General features: G+C 30.0%; 26 protein-coding genes. All 26 read left to right on the top strand.

What is annotated here, in order from left to right; translation table 11 throughout:
- Window positions 1–3 precede the first annotated feature (3 nt).
- The 26 genes from fliM (at window position 4) to T483_RS0119050 (ending at window position 26451) form a co-directional block, all read left to right on the top strand.
- Complete coding sequence (gene fliM, locus T483_RS0118925; protein WP_026888240.1) at window positions 4–1002, top strand: flagellar motor switch protein FliM; 999 nt, start codon at window positions 4–6, stop codon at window positions 1000–1002.
- Window positions 986–2173, top strand: a complete 1188-nt coding sequence (fliY, locus tag T483_RS0118930; RefSeq protein WP_196244898.1) for a flagellar motor switch phosphatase FliY — start codon at window positions 986–988, stop codon at window positions 2171–2173. The genes fliM and fliY overlap by 17 nt, the downstream gene beginning before the upstream one ends.
- 198 nt (window positions 2174–2371) lie before the next feature.
- Window positions 2372–3184 carry a phage replisome organizer N-terminal domain-containing protein gene (locus T483_RS0118935; RefSeq protein ID WP_026888242.1) on the top strand — a complete coding sequence of 271 codons (813 nt, stop codon included), beginning with the start codon at window positions 2372–2374 and terminating at the stop codon, window positions 3182–3184.
- A 133-nt stretch (window positions 3185–3317) separates the two neighbouring features.
- Window positions 3318–3593: a flagellar biosynthesis anti-sigma factor FlgM gene (locus T483_RS0118940; protein WP_026888243.1), complete on the top strand. Its 276-nt coding sequence runs from the start codon at window positions 3318–3320 to the stop codon at window positions 3591–3593.
- Window positions 3594–3595: 2 nt separating this feature from the next.
- On the top strand, window positions 3596–4006 hold the full coding sequence (flgN, locus tag T483_RS0118945) for a flagellar export chaperone FlgN (protein ID WP_026888244.1): 411 nt from the start codon (window positions 3596–3598) through the stop codon (window positions 4004–4006).
- A 176-nt stretch (window positions 4007–4182) separates the two neighbouring features.
- A complete protein-coding gene (flgK, locus tag T483_RS0118950) occupies window positions 4183–6042 on the top strand; it encodes a flagellar hook-associated protein FlgK (RefSeq protein WP_026888245.1) in 1860 nt (619 codons plus the stop codon).
- 44 nt (window positions 6043–6086) lie between these two features.
- On the top strand, window positions 6087–9143 hold the full coding sequence (flgL, locus tag T483_RS32220; protein ID WP_026888246.1) for a flagellar hook-associated protein FlgL: 3057 nt from the start codon (window positions 6087–6089) through the stop codon (window positions 9141–9143).
- Window positions 9144–9159: 16 nt separating this feature from the next.
- Window positions 9160–9579 (top strand): flagellar assembly protein FliW, encoded by a 420-nt coding sequence (gene fliW, locus T483_RS0118960; RefSeq protein ID WP_026888247.1) that lies wholly within the window; start codon window positions 9160–9162, stop codon window positions 9577–9579.
- An 11-nt stretch (window positions 9580–9590) separates the two neighbouring features.
- Window positions 9591–9809 carry a carbon storage regulator CsrA gene (csrA, locus tag T483_RS0118965; protein WP_026888248.1) on the top strand — a complete coding sequence of 73 codons (219 nt, stop codon included), beginning with the start codon at window positions 9591–9593 and terminating at the stop codon, window positions 9807–9809.
- Window positions 9810–9852: 43 nt separating this feature from the next.
- Window positions 9853–10242: a flagellar protein FlaG gene (locus T483_RS0118970; RefSeq protein ID WP_026888249.1), complete on the top strand. Its 390-nt coding sequence runs from the start codon at window positions 9853–9855 to the stop codon at window positions 10240–10242.
- Window positions 10243–10273: 31 nt separating this feature from the next.
- Entirely contained in the window at window positions 10274–10561 is a 288-nt protein-coding gene (locus tag T483_RS0118975; protein WP_026888250.1) for a hypothetical protein, read from the top strand.
- Between the two features lie 10 nt (window positions 10562–10571).
- Window positions 10572–10946, top strand: coding sequence for a flagellar export chaperone FliS (fliS, locus tag T483_RS0118980; RefSeq protein ID WP_026888251.1), 375 nt, complete (start codon window positions 10572–10574; stop codon window positions 10944–10946).
- An 18-nt stretch (window positions 10947–10964) separates the two neighbouring features.
- Entirely contained in the window at window positions 10965–12962 is a 1998-nt protein-coding gene (fliD, locus tag T483_RS0118985; protein ID WP_051560450.1) for a flagellar filament capping protein FliD, read from the top strand.
- A 76-nt stretch (window positions 12963–13038) separates the two neighbouring features.
- Complete coding sequence (locus tag T483_RS0118990; RefSeq protein WP_026888253.1) at window positions 13039–13374, top strand: hypothetical protein; 336 nt, start codon at window positions 13039–13041, stop codon at window positions 13372–13374.
- A 254-nt stretch (window positions 13375–13628) separates the two neighbouring features.
- Window positions 13629–14450, top strand: coding sequence for a flagellin (locus T483_RS0118995; protein WP_026888254.1), 822 nt, complete (start codon window positions 13629–13631; stop codon window positions 14448–14450).
- Window positions 14451–14578: 128 nt separating this feature from the next.
- Window positions 14579–16333, top strand: a complete 1755-nt coding sequence (locus T483_RS29455; protein WP_051560452.1) for a motility associated factor glycosyltransferase family protein — start codon at window positions 14579–14581, stop codon at window positions 16331–16333.
- Between the two features lie 25 nt (window positions 16334–16358).
- On the top strand, window positions 16359–17234 hold the full coding sequence (locus tag T483_RS0119005; RefSeq protein ID WP_026888255.1) for an N-acetylneuraminate synthase family protein: 876 nt from the start codon (window positions 16359–16361) through the stop codon (window positions 17232–17234).
- Window positions 17235–17236: 2 nt separating this feature from the next.
- A complete protein-coding gene (locus tag T483_RS0119010) occupies window positions 17237–18406 on the top strand; it encodes an acylneuraminate cytidylyltransferase (protein WP_026888256.1) in 1170 nt (389 codons plus the stop codon).
- A gap of 13 nt (window positions 18407–18419) precedes the next feature.
- Window positions 18420–19304 (top strand): class I SAM-dependent methyltransferase, encoded by an 885-nt coding sequence (locus tag T483_RS30230; protein ID WP_051560454.1) that lies wholly within the window; start codon window positions 18420–18422, stop codon window positions 19302–19304.
- Between the two features lie 21 nt (window positions 19305–19325).
- Complete coding sequence (locus tag T483_RS0119020) at window positions 19326–19676, top strand: hypothetical protein (RefSeq protein WP_026888257.1); 351 nt, start codon at window positions 19326–19328, stop codon at window positions 19674–19676.
- Window positions 19677–19883: 207 nt separating this feature from the next.
- The gene (locus T483_RS0119025) at window positions 19884–20930 is read left to right on the top strand and encodes a glycosyltransferase family 2 protein (protein ID WP_026888258.1); all 1047 of its coding nucleotides are present in this window, start codon (window positions 19884–19886) and stop codon (window positions 20928–20930) included.
- Window positions 20931–21120: 190 nt separating this feature from the next.
- Window positions 21121–21894 (top strand): glucose-1-phosphate cytidylyltransferase, encoded by a 774-nt coding sequence (gene rfbF, locus T483_RS0119030; RefSeq protein WP_026888259.1) that lies wholly within the window; start codon window positions 21121–21123, stop codon window positions 21892–21894.
- A 27-nt stretch (window positions 21895–21921) separates the two neighbouring features.
- A complete protein-coding gene (locus tag T483_RS0119035) occupies window positions 21922–23016 on the top strand; it encodes an NAD-dependent epimerase/dehydratase family protein (RefSeq protein ID WP_026888260.1) in 1095 nt (364 codons plus the stop codon).
- Window positions 23010–24251 (top strand): UDP-glucose dehydrogenase family protein, encoded by a 1242-nt coding sequence (locus T483_RS0119040; protein WP_026888261.1) that lies wholly within the window; start codon window positions 23010–23012, stop codon window positions 24249–24251. The genes T483_RS0119035 and T483_RS0119040 overlap by 7 nt, the downstream gene beginning before the upstream one ends.
- A 26-nt stretch (window positions 24252–24277) precedes the next feature.
- Window positions 24278–25594 carry a lipopolysaccharide biosynthesis protein RfbH gene (gene rfbH / locus T483_RS0119045; RefSeq protein WP_026888262.1) on the top strand — a complete coding sequence of 439 codons (1317 nt, stop codon included), beginning with the start codon at window positions 24278–24280 and terminating at the stop codon, window positions 25592–25594.
- Between the two features lie 35 nt (window positions 25595–25629).
- A complete protein-coding gene (locus tag T483_RS0119050; RefSeq protein ID WP_026888263.1) occupies window positions 25630–26451 on the top strand; it encodes a pyruvate carboxyltransferase in 822 nt (273 codons plus the stop codon).
- Window positions 26452–26488: the final 37 nt, after the last annotated feature.

The raw sequence follows: 26488 nt of genomic DNA on the forward strand, positions 1-26488 counted from the left end.
AGTATGGCAGATGTCTTATCACAAAATGAAATAGATGCCTTATTGTCTGCCTTATCTACAGGTGAAATAGAGTCAGAAGATGTTGGTAAAGATGAAGAAAAACATAAAGTTAAACTTTATGATTTTAGGAGTCCTCAAAAATTTTCGAAAGAGCATATAAGAACACTTGAATTAATTCATGATAATTATGCAAGAATTATTTCAAACTACTTAACGGGCCAGACTAGGCAAAATGTTAAAGTTAAGATAGAAACTGTAGAGCAGATAACATATGAGGAATTTATTCACTCTGTGCAAAACCCTACCATTATTACAATATTTAAAATGGCTCCATTATCAGGGACAATAATATTTGAAACCAATCCTCAATTTTCTCTTCAAGTGATAGATGTTTTACTTGGGGGGAAGGGGAATAGAAAAGCTGATACAAAGGAATTTACAGATATAGACAAGAATATAATGCGACAAGTAACTACCGGAATGATAAGTAATTTAAAGTTAGCATGGGATTCAGTATTGGAAGTTGAGCCAGAAGTAGAAGCAATTGAAACTAATCCGGCAATCAATCAAACACTAGCACCTAATGACCCTGTAGCGTTAATAACATTTTCAGTAGAAATGAATAAGAGAAGCACATTTATTAATATGTGCCTTCCTTACTTGAGTGTAGAAAAAATATTAGATAAATTAGTAGTGCAATATGCATTTAAGAGTGATAATGAAGCTTCGATAGCTGAATCAAGAGAAAAAATAGAAAAGGGAATCAATAAAGTTGATGTTGAAGTTATAGCAGAACTAGGAACTGCCAATATAACAGTAGATGATTTCTTAAAACTAACAATAGGTGATGTAATTAAACTTGATAATAAAAGTTCATCTCCAATAAAAGTGTATGTAGGTAATGAGGAATGTTATTATGCTAAACCAGGTGTAGTAGGAAAAAATACAGGTGTTATGATTTTAGATATAACGGATAAGGAAGTGAATGGGTATGAGCAATAACTTTTTATCACAAGATGAAATAAATGCATTATTAGCAGGTGAAGATTTAGCGTCCGCTGAATCGGAAAATGTAGACACGTCAGCTGATAGTAATAAAATAGATACAGGAGTTATAACTGATATTGATAAGGATTTGCTTGGAGAGATCGGAAATATTTCTATGGGATCAGCTTCGACTGCCTTATATCAGCTTATAAATCAACAAGTTAACATAACTACTCCAGTAGTTAGTGTAACTACATTGAAAGAAATAAAAGAGGGATTTGAAACCCCCAACATTGTTTTAGATATTGAATATATTGCAGGGATAATAGGAAGAAACATTTTAATTATAAAAACATTAGATGGTTTAGTCATATCTAACCTGATGATGGGTGGAGATGGAAATGTTACTGAAGCTCATGATTTGTCTGAAATAGAGATTAGTGCAGTTTCAGAAGCTATGAATCAAATGATAGGCTCTGCAGCTACATCAATGGCTACTATGTTTGGAAGAAAAGTTGATATATCACCACCAAGTGCTAAAATTGTAGTTGATGGATCTATACCAATTTCGGATGCAATACCAGAAGATCAGCCGATAGTCAGAGTATCATTTAGAATGACCATTGGAGATATAGTAGATAGTAATATAATGCAAATATTTCCAATAGAGACAGCTAAAAACATTGTTGCAATAATGACTGGAGAAGATAAGGAAAAAGAAGTGGCGGCATCAGAGCCATCAAAAGGTAATAAAAAAGATACAATTGTAAATAAAGAAATATCTGAACAACCAAATGCGGTTCAACAGCAGCCACAGTATCAACCAGAGCAACAAACACAATACGAACAGCCAAGAATGCAACAGCCGGTAGAGGTTCATGCAGCAGCATTTGAACCGTTAGTACCGCAAAACAGTGTTCCGCCGATAAAGAATATTGACTTAATTTTAGATGTTCCTTTAGATATATCTGTAGTTCTAGGAAGAACAAAGAAAAGTATACAGGATATCTTAAACTTAGGGACAGGTTCCTTAATAGAGTTAGACAAACTTGCAGAAGAACCAGTTGAAATATTAGTCAATGGAAAACAAATAGCTTTAGGTGAAGTTGTTGTAGTTGATGAAAATTTTGGAATAAGAATAACTAATATAGTAAGTAGTGTTGAAAGAATAAAGAGATTAAAATAAAAACTCCCGAGAGGGAGTTTTTATTTTTTTTTAGGAAAAATTTTATTAGAACCCTTTATAGATTTCTTTTTTTGCGTATATATTAATTAGAAGGATAAATATACACTTATAAAAAGAGCAGCTATGCTGCAATACGGAACTTTTTAAGTGTAAGAAAACTTTTGTGAATTAATTTATTAATATATATGAAGGGGATTGATGAGAATGAGAGAAAGAAAGTATGTTAAATTTAGAGTTGATATGTATGAGGACACAAAATTTAAAATAATAGATAGGATGCCTAAAAGGGATCTTATTCATTATGTTTGGAATAGGATAGTTGTTTTAGCTGGAAAGGTAAATCAAGAGGGAGAACTATATATGTCAAGAAATATTCCATACACAGTAGAGACTTTATCAATAGAATTTAATAGAGATAGTGATGAAATAAAAGCTGCATTAGACGTTCTAATTAACTTAGAGATGATTGAAACCATAGATAATAATATATATAAGGTGAAAAATTTCGTAAAGCATCAAAATATTAAAGTAAAAGAAAAAACTGAAATTGTGAAAAAAGAAAATGAGATAAAAATTCCAGAAAAGAATGATATGGAGGAAAATAAGAATATAGAAGTAAGTCCGAAAAAAGTGATTCATATAAAACAAAAAGGAGAAGTCCATACTAAAGAAAATAAGAATAATGAAATAACACTTTTAAAAGTAGATAATCCAAATTTAAATAGTGAAAATAAACGTGACAAGGATAGTGATGTGATTAAAGTAAGGAAGGCGGAGATTAGTAAACATAAAAATTCTCCTATAATTTTTGAAGTTGAAAAAAATACAAGTAAGAAGAAGAGAAAAGTAAATAAAAAGAAAAATGAGAGCGATATAGAAGTTTATGATGAAGGCATTTCTGATGATATTACAGATAAAAGTAATAAGGATGATCTTTTATGCTGGGTTAGTGAAGGTGAGATTGTCTTAGGGGAAGGAGAAACTAAGATTGCAGAGTGGTCTTTTGATTAATAAGAACATATAACAATGATATTTCATTGAAAATAGTTGATATCAATTATTTTTTATTGACTTTTCTATAAACTTATAAAAGAAAAGTACGATAAGTATAGTAATGAAGTAGTAATGAATGGAGAAATGTATTATGAGTATTGATAGAATAAGTAGATCCACATATATAAATGCATATAACTCAAATAGCGGTAAAGCTGTAGAAAAGACAAAGAAAACTAATGATGTGGATAGAATTGAAATTTCAGAACTTGGAAAAAGTCTTAAAGGTTACTCATTAGATAGTAATATACAAAATGCAAAGAAAATAGCAGATATTAAAAGTAAAATAGATAGCGGAACATACAATGTTGATGCAAGGTTAACTGCAAAAAGTATGTTAGATGCAATGAAGGAGAGTAAGGCATAAGTATGATAAATGAACTTATTAAATTAATGCAAAGCCAAGAAGAAGAGTTGAAAAAACTTTTAGAATTGTTAGAAACTCAATATAAAATGATAATGAGTAAAGATGTGTTTGGTTTAGAGGGATTAGTTGATAAGATTAATGAATCGGGTAAGAAAATTGCAAAACAGGAAATTGAGAGAAGAAATATACTCGGGAATAATGGAATAACAGAAGTTGTGAATGATTCAAATAATGAGGAATTAAGAGAAAACTATAATAAGATAAAAATAACATTAAATTCAGTTATTTCTCAAAAAGAAACAAATGATATGCTGTTAAAGCAACAGATAATATTTAATAATAAAATGTTAGAAATAATAAATCCAAGAAGAGAAATAAAGACATATAATTCATATGGAAATTTATCAAGATAGATTAAACATTTGATTATGTATAAACTTTTGTGCAATTGAATAAATGTTGTAAAATCAACAATTACAAATTTCAAAATGGACTATTTCTACATTAATAACTTATAAGTGAAAAAATAATAAGGATGTTACAATATCTAAAACATGGAAGTTGGTATTATTGAAAGGTAGGAAAATAAATGTCAGGATTATTTGATACGTTTACCATTGCTAAAAGAGGGTTAAATGTACAACAAAGCAACTTGAATACAACATCTCATAATATAGCGAATGTAAATACTGATGGTTACTCAAGACAAAGGTCAGTAGCACAAACAACCAGACCTTTTGGAGGAATGTCAAGATTTGATACTTGTTCAGTTGGGCAGGTTGGTACAGGTGTAGAAATAACTTCTATACAAAGAATAAGAGATACTTTTATAGATTATCAAGTTCGAAGTGAAACAGGAACATCTGGATATTATACTCAAGCAAATGAGACACTTTCAAAGGTTGAGGATATTTTTGGAGAACCATCAGATAAAGGAATACAAGAACTTTCAAGTAAGTTTTTTAATGCATTTCAAGAAGTTTCAAAGAGTCCAGATAAATCGGATGTAAAAACTGTAGCTATTCAAAATGCATCAGCACTTGCAGATGCGCTTAATTATACTTATAATCAACTAAAAAATGCTTCTAATGATAGTCAAAAACTTCTCCAATCAAATGTTACTGATGTTAATAGTTATTTAGATCAAATAAATGAATTAAACAAACAAATAAGATCTATTTCGGCGGTTGGACAAACACCAAATGATTTAATGGATAATAGGGATTTACTTTTAGATAAACTCAGCAATAAATTTGGAATAAAAGTTGATAGAGACAGTTTGGATACAATAAATCTATCGTCGACAGAATACCCTAATTCACCATTAGTAAAATCAGATCCCAATGATACTGGATATTCAAGATTATCATATGTAAAAAGTGCAAAGGCGGGTAAAGATACATCTGGAAATTCTATTGTAACACTGGAGTATTATCCAAAGGGAGATGAAAAGGCAGTAGTAAATACTGTTAGTATAAAAGTTGATAATGATACTAACGCTAAAACATTACAGGATGAATTAACACAGTGTAGAATTTTAATTACAGATAATAATGGGATAATGACAACAAAAGATCCAAGTACAGGTAAAGATGTAGAAGTTTCTAGTGGTGGGACTGTAGATGCTACTTCCACGGGATTTGCAGGCTTAAAAGCAAAGATTTTTCAGACTTATAAGTATGAATCAGGAGTAAACAATGTAGATGATAAAAATGTTAAAGGAGATATAGCAGCTAACCAATCAGTACAAGAAACTATAACTGGATATATGGATAATTTAGATAGGCTTGCAGCAGGATTAGCGTATTCGGTAAATGCAATTCAAACTGGAAGTGTAGATGATAGTACATCATCACAGGGATTGAATAACAATCCTATATTTGTTAACAATGGAGCAAGTACAAAAACAGATAAAGGAATTACAGCATCAACAATCACAGTGAACAGTGGATTATTGAAAGATCCCACAATGCTAAATTGCAGTGCAACATCAAAAAGCGGAAGTGGAGATGGGGCAAGAGCTAATGCGATAGCAAATCTTAGTGTATTGAAAATGAATTTAAGTAATGTAACTTCTGGACAAGATTTAACAACCATGGATAGAAAATCATTCTTAAATGCAATAGGAATAAATACATCGGGGACAGGATTTAATGATAGTACTTGTTTAAGTTTAAATGCAGGGACAAATGGATCGACGGTTGATTCTTATTATAAAACAATTATAAATAATATTGCGGTAAAAACACAAGAAGCTGGAAGAATGCAGGATAACCAAGAAACAATATTATCTAATTTACAAGATCAAAAAAGTTCAGTTTCAGGTGTGTCATTAGATGAAGAAACTACAAATTTAATTCAATATCAACATGCATATCAGGCAAATGCAAAAATGATATCAACAATAGATGAATTGTTAGATGTGGTGATAAATGGGCTGAAAAAATAATCAATTGAAAATGGATGTATTTAAGATTGTTAGGAGGGAAATTTATGGCTACTAGAGTTACTAGCAGTATGTTAACTAATAATTATTTAAGAAATGTTAAGCGTAACTTAAATAATATGAAATCACTGCAAAATCAATTATCATCAGGGAATAAGATTCAAAAAGCATCAGAAAATCCTTATATTGCATCGAGAACAATGCAATTAAATTCAGGAATCTCTTATAATAAACAATATGATGAAAATATAAAGGATACATCAAATTGGCTTGATACAACAGATACAGCCTTATCTCAAATTGGGAACGTCTTTGGTAGAATACAAACTCTTCTTGTAAATGCAGGTAATGGTAGTTATAGCAATGATGAAAGAACTGCAATACAAGATGAAATTAAGGAAAAGGTAAATGAATTGTCACAAATTCTAAATACTAATTTTGATGGTTCTTATATATTTGGAGGAACAAAAACTAATTCAAAACCTACTACTGTAGTAAATGGAGTATTACAATATGCTAATTCAGATGGAAATATGATAAGTACATATCTTGATGCAGGGGGTGCAGTTACTAGTGATTCTGTATCCACTAATACATTACTAGCACAAAGTGCTTCAATATATTTAGATCAAGGTGGGAAGATTACCACATCAGCAACCTCAACTAATGGAACGGCTAATACACAAATAATTCAAGGGAGTTCTTTATATGTGGATACATCATCAGGAACTGCTTATACATCTAAAAGTTCAAGTGTAAGTGCAGGCGCAACTGCAAATCCTCTTATATTAAAAGATGAGTTATATATAGACTTGAATGGAAATATTACGCCATCCAAAACAACAGATAATACGTTAATTACATCAGATAATGAATTGTTATATTTAACTAGTGATGGAAAGGTAACAACAACATATAATTCGGCATATACATTAATATCAACTGGAACACCTTTATATAAAGGCGCGAATGGACAAGTAATGACTACAGGTGCAGCTGGAAATCAAATCAATCAAGCAGTACCTATATATAAAGATGCTAAAGGATTTGTAACAACATCATCAATTACGGTAAATACAACATTAACAGCAGCTTCTGTAAATGCTTTAAATGTTTCGAAATATGATCCGACAACTGGATATACAACAAGTTCTATAGATCCTTCGTGTAATGTATATATGGATTCTAGAGGCATTTTAACAAATTCCAGTACTACAGATTTAAGTAAGAGAGAAGCTAGATTGAAAGATTTATGGACTAGTTCATATATAGACCCAACCAATCAGCAGGTAAAAACTGCAACACCAATACCTTCACATAGCAATCAAATAAATTTATATAAGGATGCAAATGGATTGGTGACAACATCACCTGGGGCATATCCAGCTAATGAACAAATACTTTTAGGAACTACTAATTTATATAAAACTAGTGATGGTAAAGTAACTACTGTAGCAGGAGCAGGAACAACGCAAATACAGTTAACTGATGCTGTATACGTTGATTTAAATGGGAAGCTAACTACATCAGCGTCAGTAGCAAATAATTCTGTTTCAGTAAGAGATACGTTAAGTATTTCAACAACGGGGACACATGCTTTAGCTAAAGCTTCAATTAATCCTGTATCTTCTCCAGATACAGTAATACCATCAGATAGTATTACATTGTTTACAGATGGAGCAGGAAATATAACAAATGATGGAACTGTGGCAAATGCAACTAAAATAGTTTTAAGTGATTCATTATATAGAGATAGCTATGATAATATTACAACTTTTGCAAATACTCAAAATAAGTTGATTAATTCAGATGATAAATTATATAAAGATGCAAATGGAAATGTAACAAATTCAGCATCAAATATTGCAATAATTTCAGGAACAACTCTATATAAAGATTCAACAGGAATGGTGACAACATTACAGGGAAGTGCGCCTCCAAATGAAGCAATAGATTTAAAGAATGCTGTACTGTATAAGGATGCAAATGGTAATGTGACCACAAATGCTTCTTTAGGTGGTGTTACTAATACATTAGTTGATCATACAACGAGTTTTTATAAAGATGTAAATGGAAATGTAACAGTTGCCGCAAATAATACACAGATAGATTCTAGTACTCAGTTATATAAAACTGTTGATGGAAAAAGTATAACAACTGATCCTGTGGGATCATTATCAAACACAACTCAACTATATAAAGATGGAACTGGAAATGTAACAACTACAGCAGGAGCTGGAAGAACTCCCATGTCAGTACCAATATCAGCAAACAGCTTATATATGGATACAAGCGGTAAGGTAACAACTTCAGCGGGAACTCCTCCAACAAATACACCAATTCCTTCTGGGACTAAATTATATGATGATGGTACCGGACAGGTAAGAACTAGAATTGTATCAACAGGTGACCCTTTGTATGCAGATACTAATGGAAAGATAATAACAGCTAAAACAACATCCAATACTATACTGACAGCAAGTGATAATATTTATGTTGATGCAGCCAAAAATCTAACAATGTCAGCAATTACTGCAAATAAAAAATTAACTATGTCAGATGTAATAAATCTTAAAACTGAGTATGATGCTGCAGGTACAACTTCGACTAGAAAGACTCAAATTAATGCTATACTTAACGATAAAAATGTTGCTCAACTGTCTCAGCTGGATTCAGATTTAAAAGTAGATATTTCTCAGGGTGTTAAGACAAAATATAATGAGACTGCAGTTGGAATATTGGAGTTTAAAGATAAGAATGGAAAAAGTATAAATGTATCCGATCTTTTATCAAATATAATAACTGATCTAGGTTCAGGTGGAAATACTAATAATTTGACTACGACAGAATTAACAGATATACAATCAGTTACAGCAAATTTATTACAAAGGCGTTCAGAAGTTGGATCTATGCAAAATAGAATGGACTCTGCTCAACAGAATAATGAGGCTCAAAATTATGATATGACGGATATATTATCAAAAACATATGATATAGACTTTGCAGAAACTACAATGGATTATTCAACAATGCAGACAGTATATACCGCATCGCTTCAAACTAGTGCTAAGATATTACCAATGAGCATATTAAATTACTTATAGTTAGGAGAAGATAAATATGAAATTTATTTCTAAAGTTCATGGTGAGATGCAATATGAAGAAAATAATATAATTTCTTTTAACAAAGGTATTCCAGGACTAGATGAATTGAAAAAATTTATTCTTTTAGATTTGGAGGAATATGAACCTTTTAAATTACTACAATCATTGGAAGATGAGGAAATTTCATTAATAGTAACTTCACCATATGAATTTTTTGAAGAATATGAAATTAAATTAAGTGAAGAAACAATTAAAAATCTAGAAATAAAGTCTCCAGGACAAGTGATGATTTTGACTACAGTGACATTAAATTCAGACGTTAAAAAAATCACCACTAATTTGCAAGGACCTATAGTTATAAATACTTCTACTAATTTTGGGGAACAAATAATACTAGATAATTCTAAATATAAAGTAAAAAGTCCTTTGTTATAAGGAGGCATGATATGTTAATCATAACTAGAAAAAAAGGTGAATCTCTTATGATTGGAGACGACATAGAGATTGTTATAAGCAAGATAGATGATGGAAGTGTAAAGATTGGAATAAAAGCACCAAAAGATGTAACTATATTAAGAAAAGAGTTATATGAGGAAGTAGAAAAAGAAAATAAGGAAGCAACTAAAATTGATATAAGTATTTTGAATAAGATTAAGATAAAGTAAGAGTTATTGGGTTAATTTATAATTACATGGAGGTAATATAGACATGGATGTTAATAATATAAGACAAAATGCAATTAATTTATATAGTAATAATGCAAATATATCACAGTACACACAAACTGATATAGATGTAGCGGTTCAACAAGTGCAACAGACTCAAAAAGATGATGGCACACAGAAGGAAAAATCAGACAATGAGGATAAACAAATTAATAAAAAAGATGTAGAGCAGGCAGTAAAAAAGATTAATGATTTTTTGAAAGATGAGCATACACGCGCAGAATTTTCCTATGATAAGGAATTAAAAGCTACAAGTATAAAAATTATAGATGAAGATACTAAAGAAGTTATCTTAGAAGTTCCGCCTAAGAAAATATTAGATATGGTAGCAAGTATGATGAGGCAAGTTGGTTTGCTAGATAAAAAGGCCTAAGGTAAAGACGTTGAATTAGGAGGCGTTTAACTTGGAGTTTAGGTTAAATAAGATTGATACTGATATTAGAAAAAAAATGCAGGAAGAAACAAAAGATGATAAAATTCATTCAAGTGATGGCATAAGTGTAAAGAAGGATTTAAAAGAAGAAAAAAATGAAGTAAATATAGAAGAGCTTTGTGATAATAGTAAAGAAAAACTATATTTTACTATAGATGGAGTAAAATATAATAATGCAAGTGTAAAGATAAAAGCAGAAAAGTTAGAAGAAATAAGTGAAGAGAATTCTAAAGGCAGAGTTTTAGATGCCACAAAATAGGAGGATTAAAATGTATTCTAATGGATATAATGTATATAAAAATAATTCTGTAAATTATGCATCAAAAGAACAATTGCTGCTAATGTTAACAGAAGGAGCAATTAAGTTTTGCAAAATAGCAAGACAAGCTATTGTAGATAAAGATGTAAAAAAGGCTCATGATGCATTAATAAGGACTCAAGATATATTTTCAGAACTTATGGTTAGTTTAGATACTACAGTTGGGGAATGGGCGGTTCAGTTATTTAGAGTTTATGAATTCATAAAACAGAGATTAATAGACGCTAATATTAATAAGGATCTAAAAATTATAGATGAAATTCTTCCTCTAGTAGAAGATATAAATGAAACGTGGAAAGAAGCTTATAAGAGAGCTAAAAAATAAAAAAAGGAGTGATATGATATGACAAGTATTATGCAAGGTAGTAGTACTAGCTCTAATAGTAGTACTTCAAGTGCTAATTTATTAAGAATTTCAGGTATGGCATCAGGGATTGATACAGATTCAGTAGTTAAATCTATGGTTTCAAACTATCAAAGTAAGATAGACAAAGCAAATCAGGCAAAACAAACTTTGCAATGGAAACAAGATGCTTATAGAGACATTATAAAGAGCGTAAAAAAGCTACAAGACTATTTTGATCCAATTTCAAGTAAGTATATTCTAGGTGGAAGTTCTATGAATATTAATACAGCTACAAGTGATAACACAGCTGTAGCTTCAGCAACTGCAGCATCAACTGCTACGGCTGGAACTTATGTGGTAACTACAAATAAATTGGCGGAACAAGCAAAAGTTACTGGTACCTCATTGGATTCGATGATAACAGTAGGTAATGCAACCAGTAATGGATCAACTTGGAGCAAGGCAACATTAGTTTTTGGGACGGATTCTACCGATACTTTCCAAGTAAAGGATGGTATTACATCTATGTCTGATTTAGTAGCAGATATAAATACAAAATTAGCATCAAGTAAAACTGCAGGTGGGAAAGTTTCAGCATCCTATGTAAATGATGGAACTAATAGTTATATAAAATTTACAAGTACTGATAGCACTATTGGGGTGAAAGCAACAACTTATGATGGAACAACGCCATTAGGTTCACCAATTACCAAAATTAATAGTGGAATATCTTCGAGTACAAAATTATCGGATTTAGGGATTGGTACTGCTGGTTTTAAATTATCTTATGATTCAACAACTACAGGAACACCAGTACCGATTACTGCAACTGGCTCTGATACAGTACAAAGTTTAATGGATAAAGTAAAAAGTGCAACTAGTGGTGCAGTTACAATGAGTATAGACGATGCAACTGGAAAAATTTCCTTTCAATCAAAGGGCTATGGTTCTGCATCGATGATTAGCATAAGTAGTGTAAGTGGTGACATAGCTAAATTAGGTATATCAGCAAATTCTGATCAAGGAGCAGATGCAAATGTAACTATTACTGCACCGGGACAATCAGCTGTAACAACTACACAAACTTCGAATCAATTTACAATTAATGGAGTGAGTTATAATCTTTCTAATGTAGGAACTGCTAATGTAACTATAGCAGCAAATACAGATAATATTGTAAATAATATTAAGAGTTTCATTACAGATTATAACGCTATAATTTCAACAATTAATACAAAATTAACAGAAAAGAAAGATAGTGCTTATCCGCCACTTACTGATGCACAAAAAGAAAGTATGAGTGAAAGTCAAATTACAGCGTGGGAAACTAAGGCCAAAGTAGGGGTACTTAAAAATGACGATTACTTAAATGATGTAATGACTCAATTAAAAGGAATATTTTCATCGCCTGTATATAATAGTTACAATGGTGACTCTACTACAGGAAAAGTACCATTAAGTCTTGGTAAATATGGATCAAATGCCATTGGGATAGATACTTCCTCAGATTATACAGATGGAGGGAAGATTGTTATTACAGATGCAGCTAAATTAGCAAGCACAATTCAAAATCATTTTGATGATTTTAAAAAAATGTTTAGCGGAACTTCAAGTACTTCTCTTGATTCACTACCTGCAAACACACCATATATTGGCTCTAAAACGTATATGGAAGATGGACTGTTTACGAGGATGAATACTATACTTAGTAGTTATGTGGCAACACCAGGATTGGGTACAGATGGGACTTATACTTTATCTGGAAGTATGAATATATTTGTAAATAAGCAGTATGACTATAGCACTTCAGGTGCTTCTAGTAAAAATACATTACCAGACCAAGTGTATCAGAGAACTTTAAGCATTAGTAAGCTTAAGACTCAAATGTCAGATGCTGAAACTAGATATTACGCTAAATTTACAGCATTGGAAACTGCTATGAGCAAATTAAATGCACAGCAGAGTCAACTTAGCTCAATGCTTGGAACAGCCTAATCATTAATGGAAATAGTTAATAATAAGCATCGAGAAAATTTGCTGTCAAGTTTTATACAACAAAGTGGGTGGAAAATTGGAGATACAAGAACAATTTGTACAATATAAAAATATCACTTTAATTATTATGGAAACAGTTAAAACAGAAAATTACGAAAAGCTAGATGAGTTTTTTTCACAAAGGCAATCTGTTTTAGATAATATTAATAAATTAGCTTGTTCAAAAGAGGAATTAAATAGATTTTATCTAAAATATGATGTTTATGAATTGGATAAAACATTAGAAAAAGAAATGAATAGTAGGAAAGAAGCATTGTTGGAAAAGATAAAAGAAAATCAAAAAAGAAGAATAATGATGAATGGATATAACGATTTGCAAGCGAGATCGGTCTTTTTAAGTAAAGAGCTATAAAAAACTTTTGAATAAATGTATAAATTCTAAAAATACTATTAAGTATTAAAATTTATAACCGAATATATAAATATAAGATTTAAAATATTATTATTTTACTTAGTAAAAAAGATAAGAAAAAAGTATAAAGTAATATAAAATTAAATCGAATATATAAAGAGTATAAGCTATTAACTCTTAAGAGTTGATATAAATTAAAAAAACAAAGAGATGGACATGGAAGTCCAAAGCTCAAAATCAAGGAGGAATATATTATGATAATTAATCACAATCTTATGGCAAACAATGCAATTACAAGTGCGAATTCTAACGCAAATAAGGCAGCTAAATCAGCAGAAAAACTTTCTTCAGGTCTTAGAATAAACAGAGCTGGAGACGATGCAGCAGGTCTTGCAATCTCAGAAAAAATGAGAGGACAAATTAGAGGACTTGATCAAGCTTCAAGTAATGCTCAAGATGGTATTTCATTAATACAAACAGCTGAAGGTGCATTAAATGAAACTACTGCAATTCTTCAAAGAATGAGAGAACTTGCAGTTCAAGGTGCAAATGATACAAATGTTAGTGTTGATAGAGCATCTATTGGTAAAGAAGTTCTTCAACTTAAGAATGAAATTAACAGAATAGCAAGCCAAACAGAATTTAATACTAAGAAGTTAGTAAATGGTAGTGCAAAGAATATGAAATTCCAAGTAGGTGCTAATAGTGGTCAAATAGTAAGTTTAACTATTGCTACAATGACAGTAACAAAATTAGGTGTATCAGGTGTTACTATGGTATCAGCAACTACTGCTGCATCAGCGACTGGATTTATTAAGAAGATAAATGACGCAATAAATACAGTATCAGCTGAAAGAGCTAATCTTGGTGCATACCAAAATAGACTTGAACACACAATAAACAACTTATCGACTTCAAGTGAAAACTTGACTTCAGCTGAATCAAGAATTAGAGATGTTGATATGGCTAAAGAAATGTCAACTTTCTCAAAGAACAATATTTTATCTCAAGCTGCTCAAGCTATGCTTGCTCAAGCTAACCAACAACCACAACAAGTTCTTCAATTATTAAGATAATTATTTTATTAGTGAAGTTTAAGAAATGTGTACAAGGAGACCAGCGTGTCTCCTTGTATAATTTTAAGCGTAAGTAGAAAGTATTTGTATTAGTTATATTGTGAAATTTGAATTGAGGAGAATTTTATATGGAACATAATAATAATTCAAATGATTATACAGTTGTAACAAGTAAAGATGGTAAATTGATACTTAGAGTGAATAAAGAAGAAAAAACTGTCTATTTGGGAAGTTTCTATTCTGTAAGTAGGGATATAAATCAACTTATTAGTCAGTTAGGGGGAGTGAAACCATATGATATTATTATTATCTTTGGTATTGCGACAGGAGAATATTTACCCCAATTGAAAGAAGGATTATCTAAAAATAATAAGGTATTGATATTTGAGCCAGATGAAAAAATCTTTTCTGATTTTCTGAAATCTAAAAATGCCAAGCTAATAACTTTAGATGATAAAATAAAACTTTTTAAATTTAATAGTGATAACAATAGTTTAAGGGAAATATTAAACTTTGAAATAAATGATTATGAGTTAGAAAGAATTAAATTTGGATTTTATGCAAATTATAATGTTATATATAGAGAAGAATTAGGGACTTTTGTTGAGGGACTTAAACAAACTATAAGTGGCGGATATGTAGATAGAGTTACAAATTTAGTACATTCAAAAACATGGTTTAACTGTTTTTTGAAAAATGTTAAGTTTATGGCGGAAAGTACTCCAACTAATTATTTGGAAAACATTTTTAAAAAAAGACCTGCAATAATTGTTTCGGCAGGACCTTCGTTGGAAAAGAATGTACATAAATTAAAAAAGATTCAGGATAGATTTGTAATTATAACAGGAGGCAGAACTCTTAGAACATTATTGAATGAAGGAATACGGCCTGATTTCTTATGTGTAGTGGATCCAGTTGAAAATACATATACACTAGTTAAAGATTTTTTGAAATCCAATATTCCGTTGGTATTTTATGAGGGAAGCAATCCTAATGTAGTAAATGAACATAAAGGAAAAAAAATATATTTTACAGGAAATTATTTTACCAATGAAATTTTAGGTAAGGAAGTAAAGACGCTCGCATATGGCGGCTCTGTAGCCCATACTTGCATGGGGTTAGGGGTGCATTTAGGATGTGATCCTATAATATTTATGGGACAAGATTTTGCTTTTACAAATGAAAAATTGCATGCTAATAATGCAACTCATAAGGAAGAAAAAAATGATATAGAAGATATAGAAGATAGTATTTTTGTGGATGATGTTTTTGGTAATAAGGTGAGAACAAATCCAACATATAATGAATTTAGGATAAAAATGGAGAGTCTTATACAAGTTTTTAGTAATATTACATACATAAATGCTACTGAAGGTGGAGCAAATATTAAAGGGACAAAAGTCATGAGTTTAGATGAAGTAGCATCTTCAATTGAAAAAAATGAATTTTCTAAAAATATAGATGAGTATTTAGTGAAAAATGAGGATGTTGATTTAGAAAAAATAATTAATAAATTTAATGAAACATTGGAATGCATGATGAATATAAAAAAAGATTGCAAGAAGGCTATTGATTTATCAGAAAAATTAAATGATTATTTCGAAAAAGGGAATAAAGTTGATATTATAAAGATAAATAACAAACTGGATAAAATTGATGATAATCTTAATAAGGCGTTTGAAGAATTTGCATTTGTTGATTTTTTACTTTATCCAACAACACAATATGTGCTTGGAAATGATAAATTTTTAATATTACCTGATGATTCTGATAAGGTTGCTGGAAAGAAAATAGCTTTAAGAGTAAAAGCATTATATGAAGGAATTTTAAATGTTATTGAAGAAGCAGTTCCACTTATTAATAAATATGTTTTCAATAAATAATTTATACATAAAAGGAGGAATTTTAATGAATAATTATAAAAAACCTAGAATAATTGCAGAAGTAGGCTGCAATCATATGGGAGATATTGAGATAGCAAAAAAATTCATAAAAATGGCATCTGTATTTTGTGAGGTTGATGGAGTAAAGTTTCAAAAGAGAAATAATAAAGAGCTGTTAACACCTGAACAATATAACGCAGCACATCCTAATCCATATAATTCTTATGGAAAGACTTATGGAGAGCATAGGGAATTTTTGGAGTTTACAGTACAACAACATTTAGAATTAAAAAAGTATTGTGAAGAATTTGGAATGGTGTATAGTACGTCTGTTTGGGATTTAACTTCTGCAAAAGAAATTGCGGAATTAAAGCCTCAGTTTATAAAAATACCGTCTGCTTGTAATAATAACTATAAAATGCTTGATTGGTTATGCAAGAATTACCAAGGAGAAATACATATTTCGGTTGGTATGACAACGTATAATGAAATTAAAGAAATGATAGAGTTTTTTGAGGAAAGAGGAAGAAATAAGGATTTAGTAGTTTATTCTTGTACATCTGGATATCCTGTTCCTGTAGATGATATATGCCTTCTTGAGATAACACGATTAAAAGAAAAGTATGAAAATAAAGTAAAGGAAATTGGCTTTTCGGGGCATCACAACGGAATTGCTATTGATGTGGCTGCATATACATTAGGTGCATCTACAATTGAAAGACACTTTACATTAAACAGAACATGGAAAGGTACCGATCATGCTGCATCATTAGAACCTGATGGAATGAGAAAGCTTGCTAGGGATTTAAGAAATACTTATAAAGCACTTACATATAAAAGAGAAGAAATTCTTGATATAGAAAAAGTTCAAAGAGAAAAATTAAAATATAGGGGTATATAGAAATGTATAAAAACATAGCGTTTATACCAGTAAGAGGAGGAAGCAAGTCTATTCCATTAAAGAATATTAAGTTATTAATGGGGAGGCCGCTTGTATACTGGACTTTAGATGCAGCAGTGGAATGTAAGTGCATAGATAAGGTATTTGTTTCAACCGATAGTGATTCAATTAAAGACGTTGTCATGAAATATGGATCTGATAAAATTGAAATAATTGGTCGTTCAAAGGAAACAGCAGAAGATACTTCAACTACTGAATCGGCTATGCTTGAATTTGCAGATAAATTTGATTTTGAAAATATAGTTCTTATACAGGCTACTTCACCGCTTTTGACTGTAAATGATATAAGCAATGGTTTTAAAAAGTTTACTAATGAAAAATACGATGCTGTCTTTTCAGCAGTAAGACAAAAAAGATTTATATGGGAAAAAGGCGTAGATAATTCTTTTTATCCTAAAAATTATAATCCTTTAAGTAGGCCAAGAAGGCAAGAGTTTGAAGGATATCTTGTTGAAAATGGAGCTTTTTATATTACAAAAAAAGAATCACTTTTAGAATCCAAGTGCAGAATGTCGGGTAAATTCGGCGTTGTTGAGATGAGTGAAGAATCTTATTTCGAAATAGATGAAGAAAGTGATTGGGTTATCATTGAAGAATTATTAAGAAAAAGAAAATCAGAGAATTTCAAATATAGTGATATTTTGAAGAATATAAAAATGCTTATAACAGATAGCGATGGAGTCCTAACAGATGGGGGAATGTATTATTCCGAAAAAGGTGACGAGTTGAAAAAGTTTAATACAAGAGATGGCATGGCATTTGAACTTTTAAGAGAAAATGGAATCAAAACAGCTATAGTAACTGGTGAAAAAGTTGATATGGTAAAAAGAAGAGCTGATAAATTAAAAATAGATTATGTATATCTTGGAGCAAAAGATAAATTAAAGATAATTAGAGAGATTGCCGATATTAATAATCTAGAACTTAATGAAATAGTTTATATTGGTGATGACATAAATGATTTAGAGGCAATACAAAGTGTGGGTTTTGGATGCTCGGTTTTTGATGGAGTAGAAAAGGTAAAACAAGCATCAAATTATATCACTAATGCAAAAGGCGGATCGGGGGCAGTACGAGAAATTACAGATTTAATACTTAGATATAGGACTTAAGGAGAATTCTCGGATGAACTGTTTATTATGCGGAAGCGAAAAGACTACTATTGTTGATACCAAAATAAGAAATGTAAAAACCGATTCAATAAAGGTATACATATGTAAGAAATGCGGTGTTCATTTTTTAAATCCTCGACTTACTGAAGAAGAATTAGAGGAATATTATAATGGTGAATATAGAAAAGAATATACCGAAAAAGAATATTATTCACGAGAAAAGTTAGAAGAGTTTTTTAAAAAATCTTTACCAGAAGCAACAGTAAGAATTAACAGAGTGAAGCAGTATATAAATAAAGAAGATGAGATTCTTGAAATTGGTTGTTCTTCTGGATACTTTTTGTATGACATAAGAAACAAAGTAAAAACGGTTTACGGAACAGAATGGGATGAAAATAACTTAAGATATTGCAAGGAATTAGGGATAAATGTTGCTAAAAATCCACCTGATTTTCATAAAAAATTTGATAAGATATTTTTATTTCATGTGTTAGAACATATAAAAAATCCAATAAGTTTTATGAAATCATTGAAGGAGCAAATGAAAGATGATAATTCAATGATTTTTATAGAAGTTCCAAACAATCAGGATATATTGCTTAATGAATATGATATACCTGAGTTTAAAAGTTTTTATTATCAGTCTGCTCATTTATGGTATTTTAATACTACTAGTTTATCATATGTTTTAAATGAAGCAGGATATGAATTTGAAATTCATAATATTCAACGATATGATATTTCAAATCATCTTTATTGGTTAAAACATAGAAATCCAGGTGGCCAGGAATATTTTAATGAAATATTTAATGATGAGTTAAAAAAATCTTATGTTGATAATTTGATTAATACAAATAGAAATGATACATTATTTGCAATAGCTTATAAAAATAAATAACTCTTAAATTGCGGAGGAACTATGAATAATAATAAAATTGAAGTATTGGAGACTGCGAGTAAATATATAGTAAATCTTAAAATGGGGATAAATAAAGCAGTAGAATATTATCAAGAGGGTCGAGAAAATGAGGCGTGTAATTTAATAATACCAATTACAGAAGGCATGGAATGGTTAAATAATGCTATTCGTCTTACATCGGAGATACAAAAAGAACCAATATCTTTTGATGTTATGAATGGAAAATTGGTTGAAGTCTTAGAGGCATTCGAAAACTCTGATTATATTCTAGTTGGAGATTTGTTAGAATATGAAATAATGCCAATAATTCAAAGAATAGAAGAAATAGTAAATAAAACTATTAATAACTAATAATGATTTTGATTTTATTTAAATAGCACCAATAAAATTTGAAAAAGTTTTATTGGTGCTATTTTTAAAATATTATTGATAATGTTGCCTAATAGTGATTCTAGTAGATGTTAAAGATATCGGACATAATCACGATAATTATATATAGTTAACTTATGCAAAGTATAATAGAACATACAAATTAAACGGATTTCAAAGGAGAAAATTATGATTAGCATTTGTATGATAGTAAAAGATGAAAGTAGAATACTAGAAAATTCTTTAAAAAATATAAGTAAATATGGTTATGAGATAATAATTGTAGATACGGGTTCAAAAGATAATACTAAAGAGATAGCTAACAAATATACAGATAAGGTTTATGATTTTAAATGGGAAAATGACTTCAGTATGGCAAGAAATTTTTCTATTAGTAAAGCAAGTAATGACTTGATATTGGTTGTAGATGCTGATGAAGTGATAGTAGAACTTGATAAACAATTATTGAAATGTAATATTAATAAACATATGGTTGGTAGAATACTTAGAATAAATAAATATTCAAGAGGTCAAGATGAATTTAAATATAATGAAAGAGTTAATAGATTTTTTTGTAAAAATGAATTTAAGTATGAAGGCAGTATCCATGAGCAAGTTGTTTCAAAAAATGGAAAAAACTATTTAACATATAATATACCAATAACTATGGAGCATTTTGGTTATGAAGATGATGAAATAAAAAGAAAAGATAAAACTAAGAGAAATATTGAGTTGTTAAAAGTAGAATTAGAGAGTAAAGGGAAAGATCCATACATATTATATCAATTAGGCAAAAGTTATTATATGGAGAGTAATTATCAAATGGCAGAATTCTATTTTAATAAGGCTTTAGATTTTGATTTAGATACAAATCTAGAATATGTGCAAGATATGATAGAAAGTTTAGGATATGCATTAATTAATGAAAAGAAATATGAAGAGTCTATGAAGCTTCTAGGAGTATACTCGGAATTCAGTTCTTCGGCAGATTTTGTTTTTTTAGTTGGTCTTATTTATATGAACAATGGGTATTTTGATAAGGCAGTAAAAGAATTTAAAAATGCAAAAAAATATGAAGAGTGCAAAATTCAAGGGATAAATGATTATCTCGCTAATTATAACATTGGTGTGGTGTTAGAATGCTTAGGTAATGAGAAAGAAGCTATTAAATATTATAAAAAAAGTATAACTTATAAATTATCTAAAGAACGTATAAATTTATTAGAGGCAAAATAAGGAATTAATTTAAAAGTTAGATATATTAGCCAATAATTAAAGTAGACAAGATGTTGGGAAGTATAAACAAAATTATGATATAATTATACATATATTGTGAGTTCAAGGAACTTTTTAAAATAAAATGTAAAATAAAAAGGAATAATGATATTTATAGAATTATAATATTAAAAAAGTGATGGTGGTTGTTATGAAAGTAGTTATTTTGGCAGGCGGACTTGGAACTAGGATTAGTGAAGAAAGTCATCTTAAACCAAAACCAATGATTGAAATTGGTGATTCTCCAATTTTATGGCATATATTAAAGTATTATTCATCGTACGGATTTAATGAATTTATTATTTGTTGTGGATATAAGGGATATTGTATTAAGGAATATTTTGCAGATTATTATTTACATAGAAGTGATATTACATTTGATTTTTCAGATAATAATAATATGGTAATACATAATAATATAGCAGAGCCTTGGAAGGTTACTGTAGTAGATACTGGCTTGGAGACTCAAACGGGTGGGAGAATTAAAAGAATTGAGAAATATATTAATAACGAAACATTTATGCTTACATACGGTGATGGCGTTTCTGATGTGAACTTAACTAAGCTCTATGAATTTCATAAGCAACAAGGGAAAATTGCAACTATAACAGCTATACAGCCAGGGGGGAGATTTGGTGTATTAGATATTGATAATAATCACCAAATTAATAAATTTGCAGAAAAAACAAAAGAAGATGGAGGCTGGATTAATGGTGGATTCATGGTGTTAGAACCAGAGATATTTAAATATATAAATGATGATATGACTGTTTTTGAAAGAGAGCCATTAGAAAGTTTAGCAAGAGAAAAACAGCTAATGGCATATAAGCATGATGGTTTTTGGAAGTGCATGGATACACTAAGAGATAAAGAAACATTAGAATACCTATGTAAAATAAAAAATGCACCATGGATAAGATGGTAAATTGGAACCATAGAATGGAGGGATATAATGATTACTAAGTCATTAGAAGTAGATTTACAATATACATATAACAAATTATCAGAGGAAGAAATTAATAAATTAACTGATTCAACTATCCTAATAACAGGTTGTGCTGGATTTTTAGGATATTATTTTATCCACTTTTTATATAAGTTTAAGGATGATTTAAAATTAAAGAAGGTTGTTTGTCTTGATAATTTCATGCTGGGCTATCCAAAATGGATAGACGAAATTGGAAAAGATAAAAGATTTGAAGTTAAAAAGTTTGATATTATTAAAGATAAAATAAGTGATATAGAGGAAGCAGATACTGTAGACTTTATTATACATATGGCGTCTATTGCATCTCCGATATTTTATAGAAAATATCCTATTGAAACATTAGATGCTAATATATGGGGGTTAAGAAGCCTTCTTGATTATTATGCTGAAAAAGAGATTAAAGGATTTCTTTTCTTCTCATCAAGTGAACTTTATGGTGATCCATCACCAGAGGCTGTACCTACATCTGAAGAATATTATGGATATGTATCAGCAACAGGACCACGTTCATGTTATGATGAATCGAAGCGTTTTGGAGAGACTATGTGCATGCTTTTTGCAGAAAAATACAACATGCCAATTGGAGTAGCAAGACCATTTAACAATTATGGTCCAGGTATGAAGCTTAATGATAAACGAGTACCAGCAGATTTTGCTAAAAATATAATTGATGGAAACAATATTGCTATATTATCAAATGGGAGTCCAACAAGAACTTTTTGTTATATAGCAGATTCTATAGCTGGATATTTTAAGGTTATGTTACACGGAAAATATGATTATTTTAATATTGGTATAGAAAAACCTGAAATTACAATTACACAATTAGCAGAGATTTATAAAAAAGCAGGAAAAGAAATTTTCGATTATACAGGAGAGGTAATATTTAATTCATCAGAAGATAAAGATTATTTAACTAATAACCCACAAAGAAGATGTCCTAGTATTGATAAAGCTAGAAACATTTTAGACTATAATCCAGAAATCTATGTAGAAGATGGTGTATACAGATTTTTAAGATTTATAAAAGAAAGTACTGAGGATAATTTAATATGGTAACAGTTTTTGGATTGGGATTTGTAGGACTTACAACAGCCTTAGGATTTGCTCATTTAGGCTATACAGTATATGGGGTTGATGTTGATGAAAAACGTAAAGGTACACTAAGAAGTGGACAAATACCATTTTTTGAACCATATATGGAAGATGTGTTAAATGAACATCTTGATAAGAATTTCTTTGTGACAGATGATATTGAAGAAGCAATAAAAAATAGTGAGTATGTATTTTACTGTGTTGGGACTCCATATGGAGAAATGGGAAGTGCAGATTTAACTTATTTATTTTCAGCTATCGATACAACTGTTGATGCAATTAAGGATGAAAAGTTTAGAGTGTTGGTCACAAAATCAACAATACCACCATCAACTACAGCTGAAAAGATATATCCATATGTGAAATCAAAAGGAAAAATAGCGGATAATATTGGAGTTGCAAATAACCCTGAATTTTTAAGAGAAGGGCATTGCTGGGAAGACTTTATAGAAGCAGATAGAATTGTTCTTGGATGTAATGATGGAAGATCTAAGGAAATGCTATTAGATCTCTATAGAGATATGAATATACCTATTAAGTGCGTATCCCATTCTACAGGTGAATTTATAAAATATTTATCAAATACTCTTTTAGCTACTTTAATTAGTTACTCAAATGAGATGTCTCAAGTAGCAGATAGTATTGGTGGAATAGAAATTGCAGAAGCATTTAAGATTCTACATATGGATAAGCGTTGGAACAATTGTGATATGACTTCATATGTATATCCGGGCTGTGGATATGGTGGATATTGTCTTCCAAAGGATACAAGTGCTTTGTATTCTCAAGCTAAAGCTAAGGGGTTTGAACCTCAAATATTAAAAAATGTAATAAGTACAAATGATAATATTTCAAAGGCTATAGTAAAAAAGATTACTAGTGGACTGAATAGAGATCAAGCAATAGGAATTCTTGGATTATCTTTTAAACCAGAATCTGATGATGTAAGAGATACGCCAGCGGCTAAAATTATTAAAGCAATGATTGAAGCTGGTTATAAGAATATATATACATATGACCCAATAGCTATAAAAGAATTCAAAGAAAAATATCCGAGTATCATTGTAAATTATTGCGATAGTGCTAAGGAAGTTTATGATAATTCAGAAGTTATAGCAGTTGTCACAGCTTGGGAAGAATTTAAGAAGATCAAAGAATTTGGCGATAAGAAAATTATAGATTGCAGATATATGCTTTAGTCTATATTTTGAGAGGTGGTAGCGTTTTGGAAAAAGAAAAGATTTTAGAACTTGTAAAAGAATACTATAAAGAAAATCATGAAAAAGAAGCTTATAAAATCGGTGATAGGATTAATTATGCAGGACGTGTGTATGATGAAGAAGAAATGTGTAATTTAGTAGATTCAGCATTAGATTTTTGGTTGACAGCTGGAAAATATACAGATGAATTTGAAAAGGGATTAGCTAATTATTTAAATGTTGCATATTGTTCATTAGTTAATTCAGGTTCATCAGCAAATCTTCTTGCTATTATGGCATTAACATCGCAACTATTAGGGGATAGAAGAGTTAAGCGTGGTGATGAAATTATAACAGTAGCAGCAGCTTTCCCTACAACAGTTGCTCCTATTATTCAATGTGGAGCAGTTCCTGTATTTGTAGATATTGAAATTCCTTCATATAATTTAGATATTTCAATGCTAGAAGAGGCTTTATCAGATAAAACAAAAGCAGTATTTATTGCGCATAGCTTAGGTAATATTTTTGATTTGCAAATAATTAAGAATTTTTGTAATAAACATAACTTATGGCTTGTGGAAGATAACTGTGATGCCTTAGGTGGAGAATATGAAATAAATGGAGAAACAAAGCTAACTGGAACTATTGGAGATATAGGAACATCTAGCTTTTACCCAGCACATCAAATGACTATGGGTGAAGGCGGGGCAGTGTATACAAGTAATTCATTATTAAATAAGATAATACGTTCTATGAGAGATTGGGGACGTGATTGTGTATGTTCTGGCGGACAAGATGATACATGTAATAGAAGATTTAAGGGTCAATATGGAACATTGCCAGTTGGATATGATCATAAATATGTTTATTCACATTTAGGATATAATTTAAAAGCAACAGATATGCAAGCAGCTATAGGAGTAGCACAATTAAAAAAGCTTCCTAGCTTTGTTGAAAAACGTCGTGCAAATTGGGATTATTTAAGAGAAAATTTAAAAGGATTAGAAGAAAATATTGTACTTCCAGAAAAAGAAGATAATGCGAACCCTTGTTGGTTTGGTTTTATAATCTCAGTAAAAGAAGAAAGTACTAAAACAAGGGATGAAATTGTAGCTTATCTTGAAAAATATAAAGTACAAACTAGGTCGTTATTTGCAGGTAATATTACAAGGCATCCATGTTTTGAAGGTTTGGTTAATGGAGAAGATTACAGAATAGTTGGAGAATTAAAAAATACAGATTTTGCTATGAATAATGCATTTTGGATTGGTGTGTATCCAGGAATGACAAAAGAAATGTTGGATGAGATGATAAAGAGAATTAAAGAAAGTATAGAGAAATAATTCCTTTGGATTTAATGAGAAAGGATGAAATATAAATGATTAACGGTATAAAAATATTTGATTGTACATTAAGAGAAGTAGGATATCAAACAGGTTGGAATTTTGAAGATGAGTTTGTTAGAAATTTATATAAATTTGCACAAGGTAAAGGAATAGATTATCTTGAATTAGGATTCTTTCATAATGAAGAAGCAGATCCTAATAGAGGAATATATAGATACTGTAGCACTAAAAATAGAGAAATTGCAGAAGTATTTAAGTCTATAAAAAATTTTACAAAGATATCAGCGATGAGGGATGTTCAAAGACCATTATCGAATTTATTACCTAAAAAAGATAGTGTAGTAGATACTATTAGATTACTTACAAGATCACATGAAACAGATTTCGAAATATTAGATAAACATGTTAATGAGTCGCTAGAGTTAGGTTATGAAGTGTTTTTGAATTTTACAAGTGCAGGATACAATGATATCGAAAAAAATATTAAATTTGCTGAATTTGCGAAATCAAAAGGTGTAAAAGCAATAGAGTTTGCTGATACAGAAAGCGTTATGACAGAAAAGTATGTTGTAGACACAATTAGAGAATGTCATAAGGTCGGAGTTGAACTTGGAGTTCATTTTCATGATAAAAATGGTACAGCTGAAAAGCTTGCTGATTTAGCTATTAATGAAGGTGCAGACTATATGGATGTTACCCATTTAGGGCTTGGTGGAAAATGGAGAGATGGAAATCTTACAATGGAATATTTATTAAGAAAACTTGAGATTAATGGCGGGTATGAAGCTACAATGGTTAAAAATGAGTTGATAGAGGATTTAATAAAGTTCAATGAGTTTTCAGTAGCAGAGTAATGAGGAATATTAGAGTTTTTAATTGGTTAATATTTAT

Source organism: Clostridium beijerinckii HUN142, from assembly GCF_000621745.1.
Lineage (GTDB): Bacteria > Bacillota > Clostridia > Clostridiales > Clostridiaceae > Clostridium > Clostridium beijerinckii_A.

What these genes read in the sequence shown, in the direction of transcription:
- T483_RS0119020 (WP_026888257.1), top strand. Translation starts at nt 19,326, where the DNA reads ATGAATAATAATAAAATTGAAGTATTGGAGACTGCGAGTAAATATATA.
- T483_RS29455 (WP_051560452.1), top strand. Translation starts at nt 14,579, where the DNA reads ATGGAACATAATAATAATTCAAATGATTATACAGTTGTAACAAGTAAA.
- flgK (WP_026888245.1), top strand. Translation starts at nt 4,183, where the DNA reads ATGTCAGGATTATTTGATACGTTTACCATTGCTAAAAGAGGGTTAAAT.
- T483_RS0118970 (WP_026888249.1), top strand. Translation starts at nt 9,853, where the DNA reads ATGGATGTTAATAATATAAGACAAAATGCAATTAATTTATATAGTAAT.
- T483_RS0119040 (WP_026888261.1), top strand. Translation starts at nt 23,010, where the DNA reads ATGGTAACAGTTTTTGGATTGGGATTTGTAGGACTTACAACAGCCTTA.
- fliY (WP_196244898.1), top strand. Translation starts at nt 986, where the DNA reads ATGGGTATGAGCAATAACTTTTTATCACAAGATGAAATAAATGCATTA.
- T483_RS0118935 (WP_026888242.1), top strand. Translation starts at nt 2,372, where the DNA reads ATGAGAATGAGAGAAAGAAAGTATGTTAAATTTAGAGTTGATATGTAT.
- T483_RS0119050 (WP_026888263.1), top strand. Translation starts at nt 25,630, where the DNA reads ATGATTAACGGTATAAAAATATTTGATTGTACATTAAGAGAAGTAGGA.
- fliD (WP_051560450.1), top strand. Translation starts at nt 10,965, where the DNA reads ATGACAAGTATTATGCAAGGTAGTAGTACTAGCTCTAATAGTAGTACT.
- fliW (WP_026888247.1), top strand. Translation starts at nt 9,160, where the DNA reads ATGAAATTTATTTCTAAAGTTCATGGTGAGATGCAATATGAAGAAAAT.
- T483_RS0119035 (WP_026888260.1), top strand. Translation starts at nt 21,922, where the DNA reads ATGATTACTAAGTCATTAGAAGTAGATTTACAATATACATATAACAAA.
- T483_RS0118995 (WP_026888254.1), top strand. Translation starts at nt 13,629, where the DNA reads ATGATAATTAATCACAATCTTATGGCAAACAATGCAATTACAAGTGCG.
- T483_RS30230 (WP_051560454.1), top strand. Translation starts at nt 18,420, where the DNA reads ATGAACTGTTTATTATGCGGAAGCGAAAAGACTACTATTGTTGATACC.
- T483_RS0119025 (WP_026888258.1), top strand. Translation starts at nt 19,884, where the DNA reads ATGATTAGCATTTGTATGATAGTAAAAGATGAAAGTAGAATACTAGAA.
- T483_RS0118940 (WP_026888243.1), top strand. Translation starts at nt 3,318, where the DNA reads ATGAGTATTGATAGAATAAGTAGATCCACATATATAAATGCATATAAC.
- fliM (WP_026888240.1), top strand. Translation starts at nt 4, where the DNA reads ATGGCAGATGTCTTATCACAAAATGAAATAGATGCCTTATTGTCTGCC.
- csrA (WP_026888248.1), top strand. Translation starts at nt 9,591, where the DNA reads ATGTTAATCATAACTAGAAAAAAAGGTGAATCTCTTATGATTGGAGAC.
- fliS (WP_026888251.1), top strand. Translation starts at nt 10,572, where the DNA reads ATGTATTCTAATGGATATAATGTATATAAAAATAATTCTGTAAATTAT.
- flgL (WP_026888246.1), top strand. Translation starts at nt 6,087, where the DNA reads ATGGCTACTAGAGTTACTAGCAGTATGTTAACTAATAATTATTTAAGA.
- T483_RS0119005 (WP_026888255.1), top strand. Translation starts at nt 16,359, where the DNA reads ATGAATAATTATAAAAAACCTAGAATAATTGCAGAAGTAGGCTGCAAT.
- rfbF (WP_026888259.1), top strand. Translation starts at nt 21,121, where the DNA reads ATGAAAGTAGTTATTTTGGCAGGCGGACTTGGAACTAGGATTAGTGAA.
- flgN (WP_026888244.1), top strand. Translation starts at nt 3,596, where the DNA reads ATGATAAATGAACTTATTAAATTAATGCAAAGCCAAGAAGAAGAGTTG.
- T483_RS0119010 (WP_026888256.1), top strand. Translation starts at nt 17,237, where the DNA reads ATGTATAAAAACATAGCGTTTATACCAGTAAGAGGAGGAAGCAAGTCT.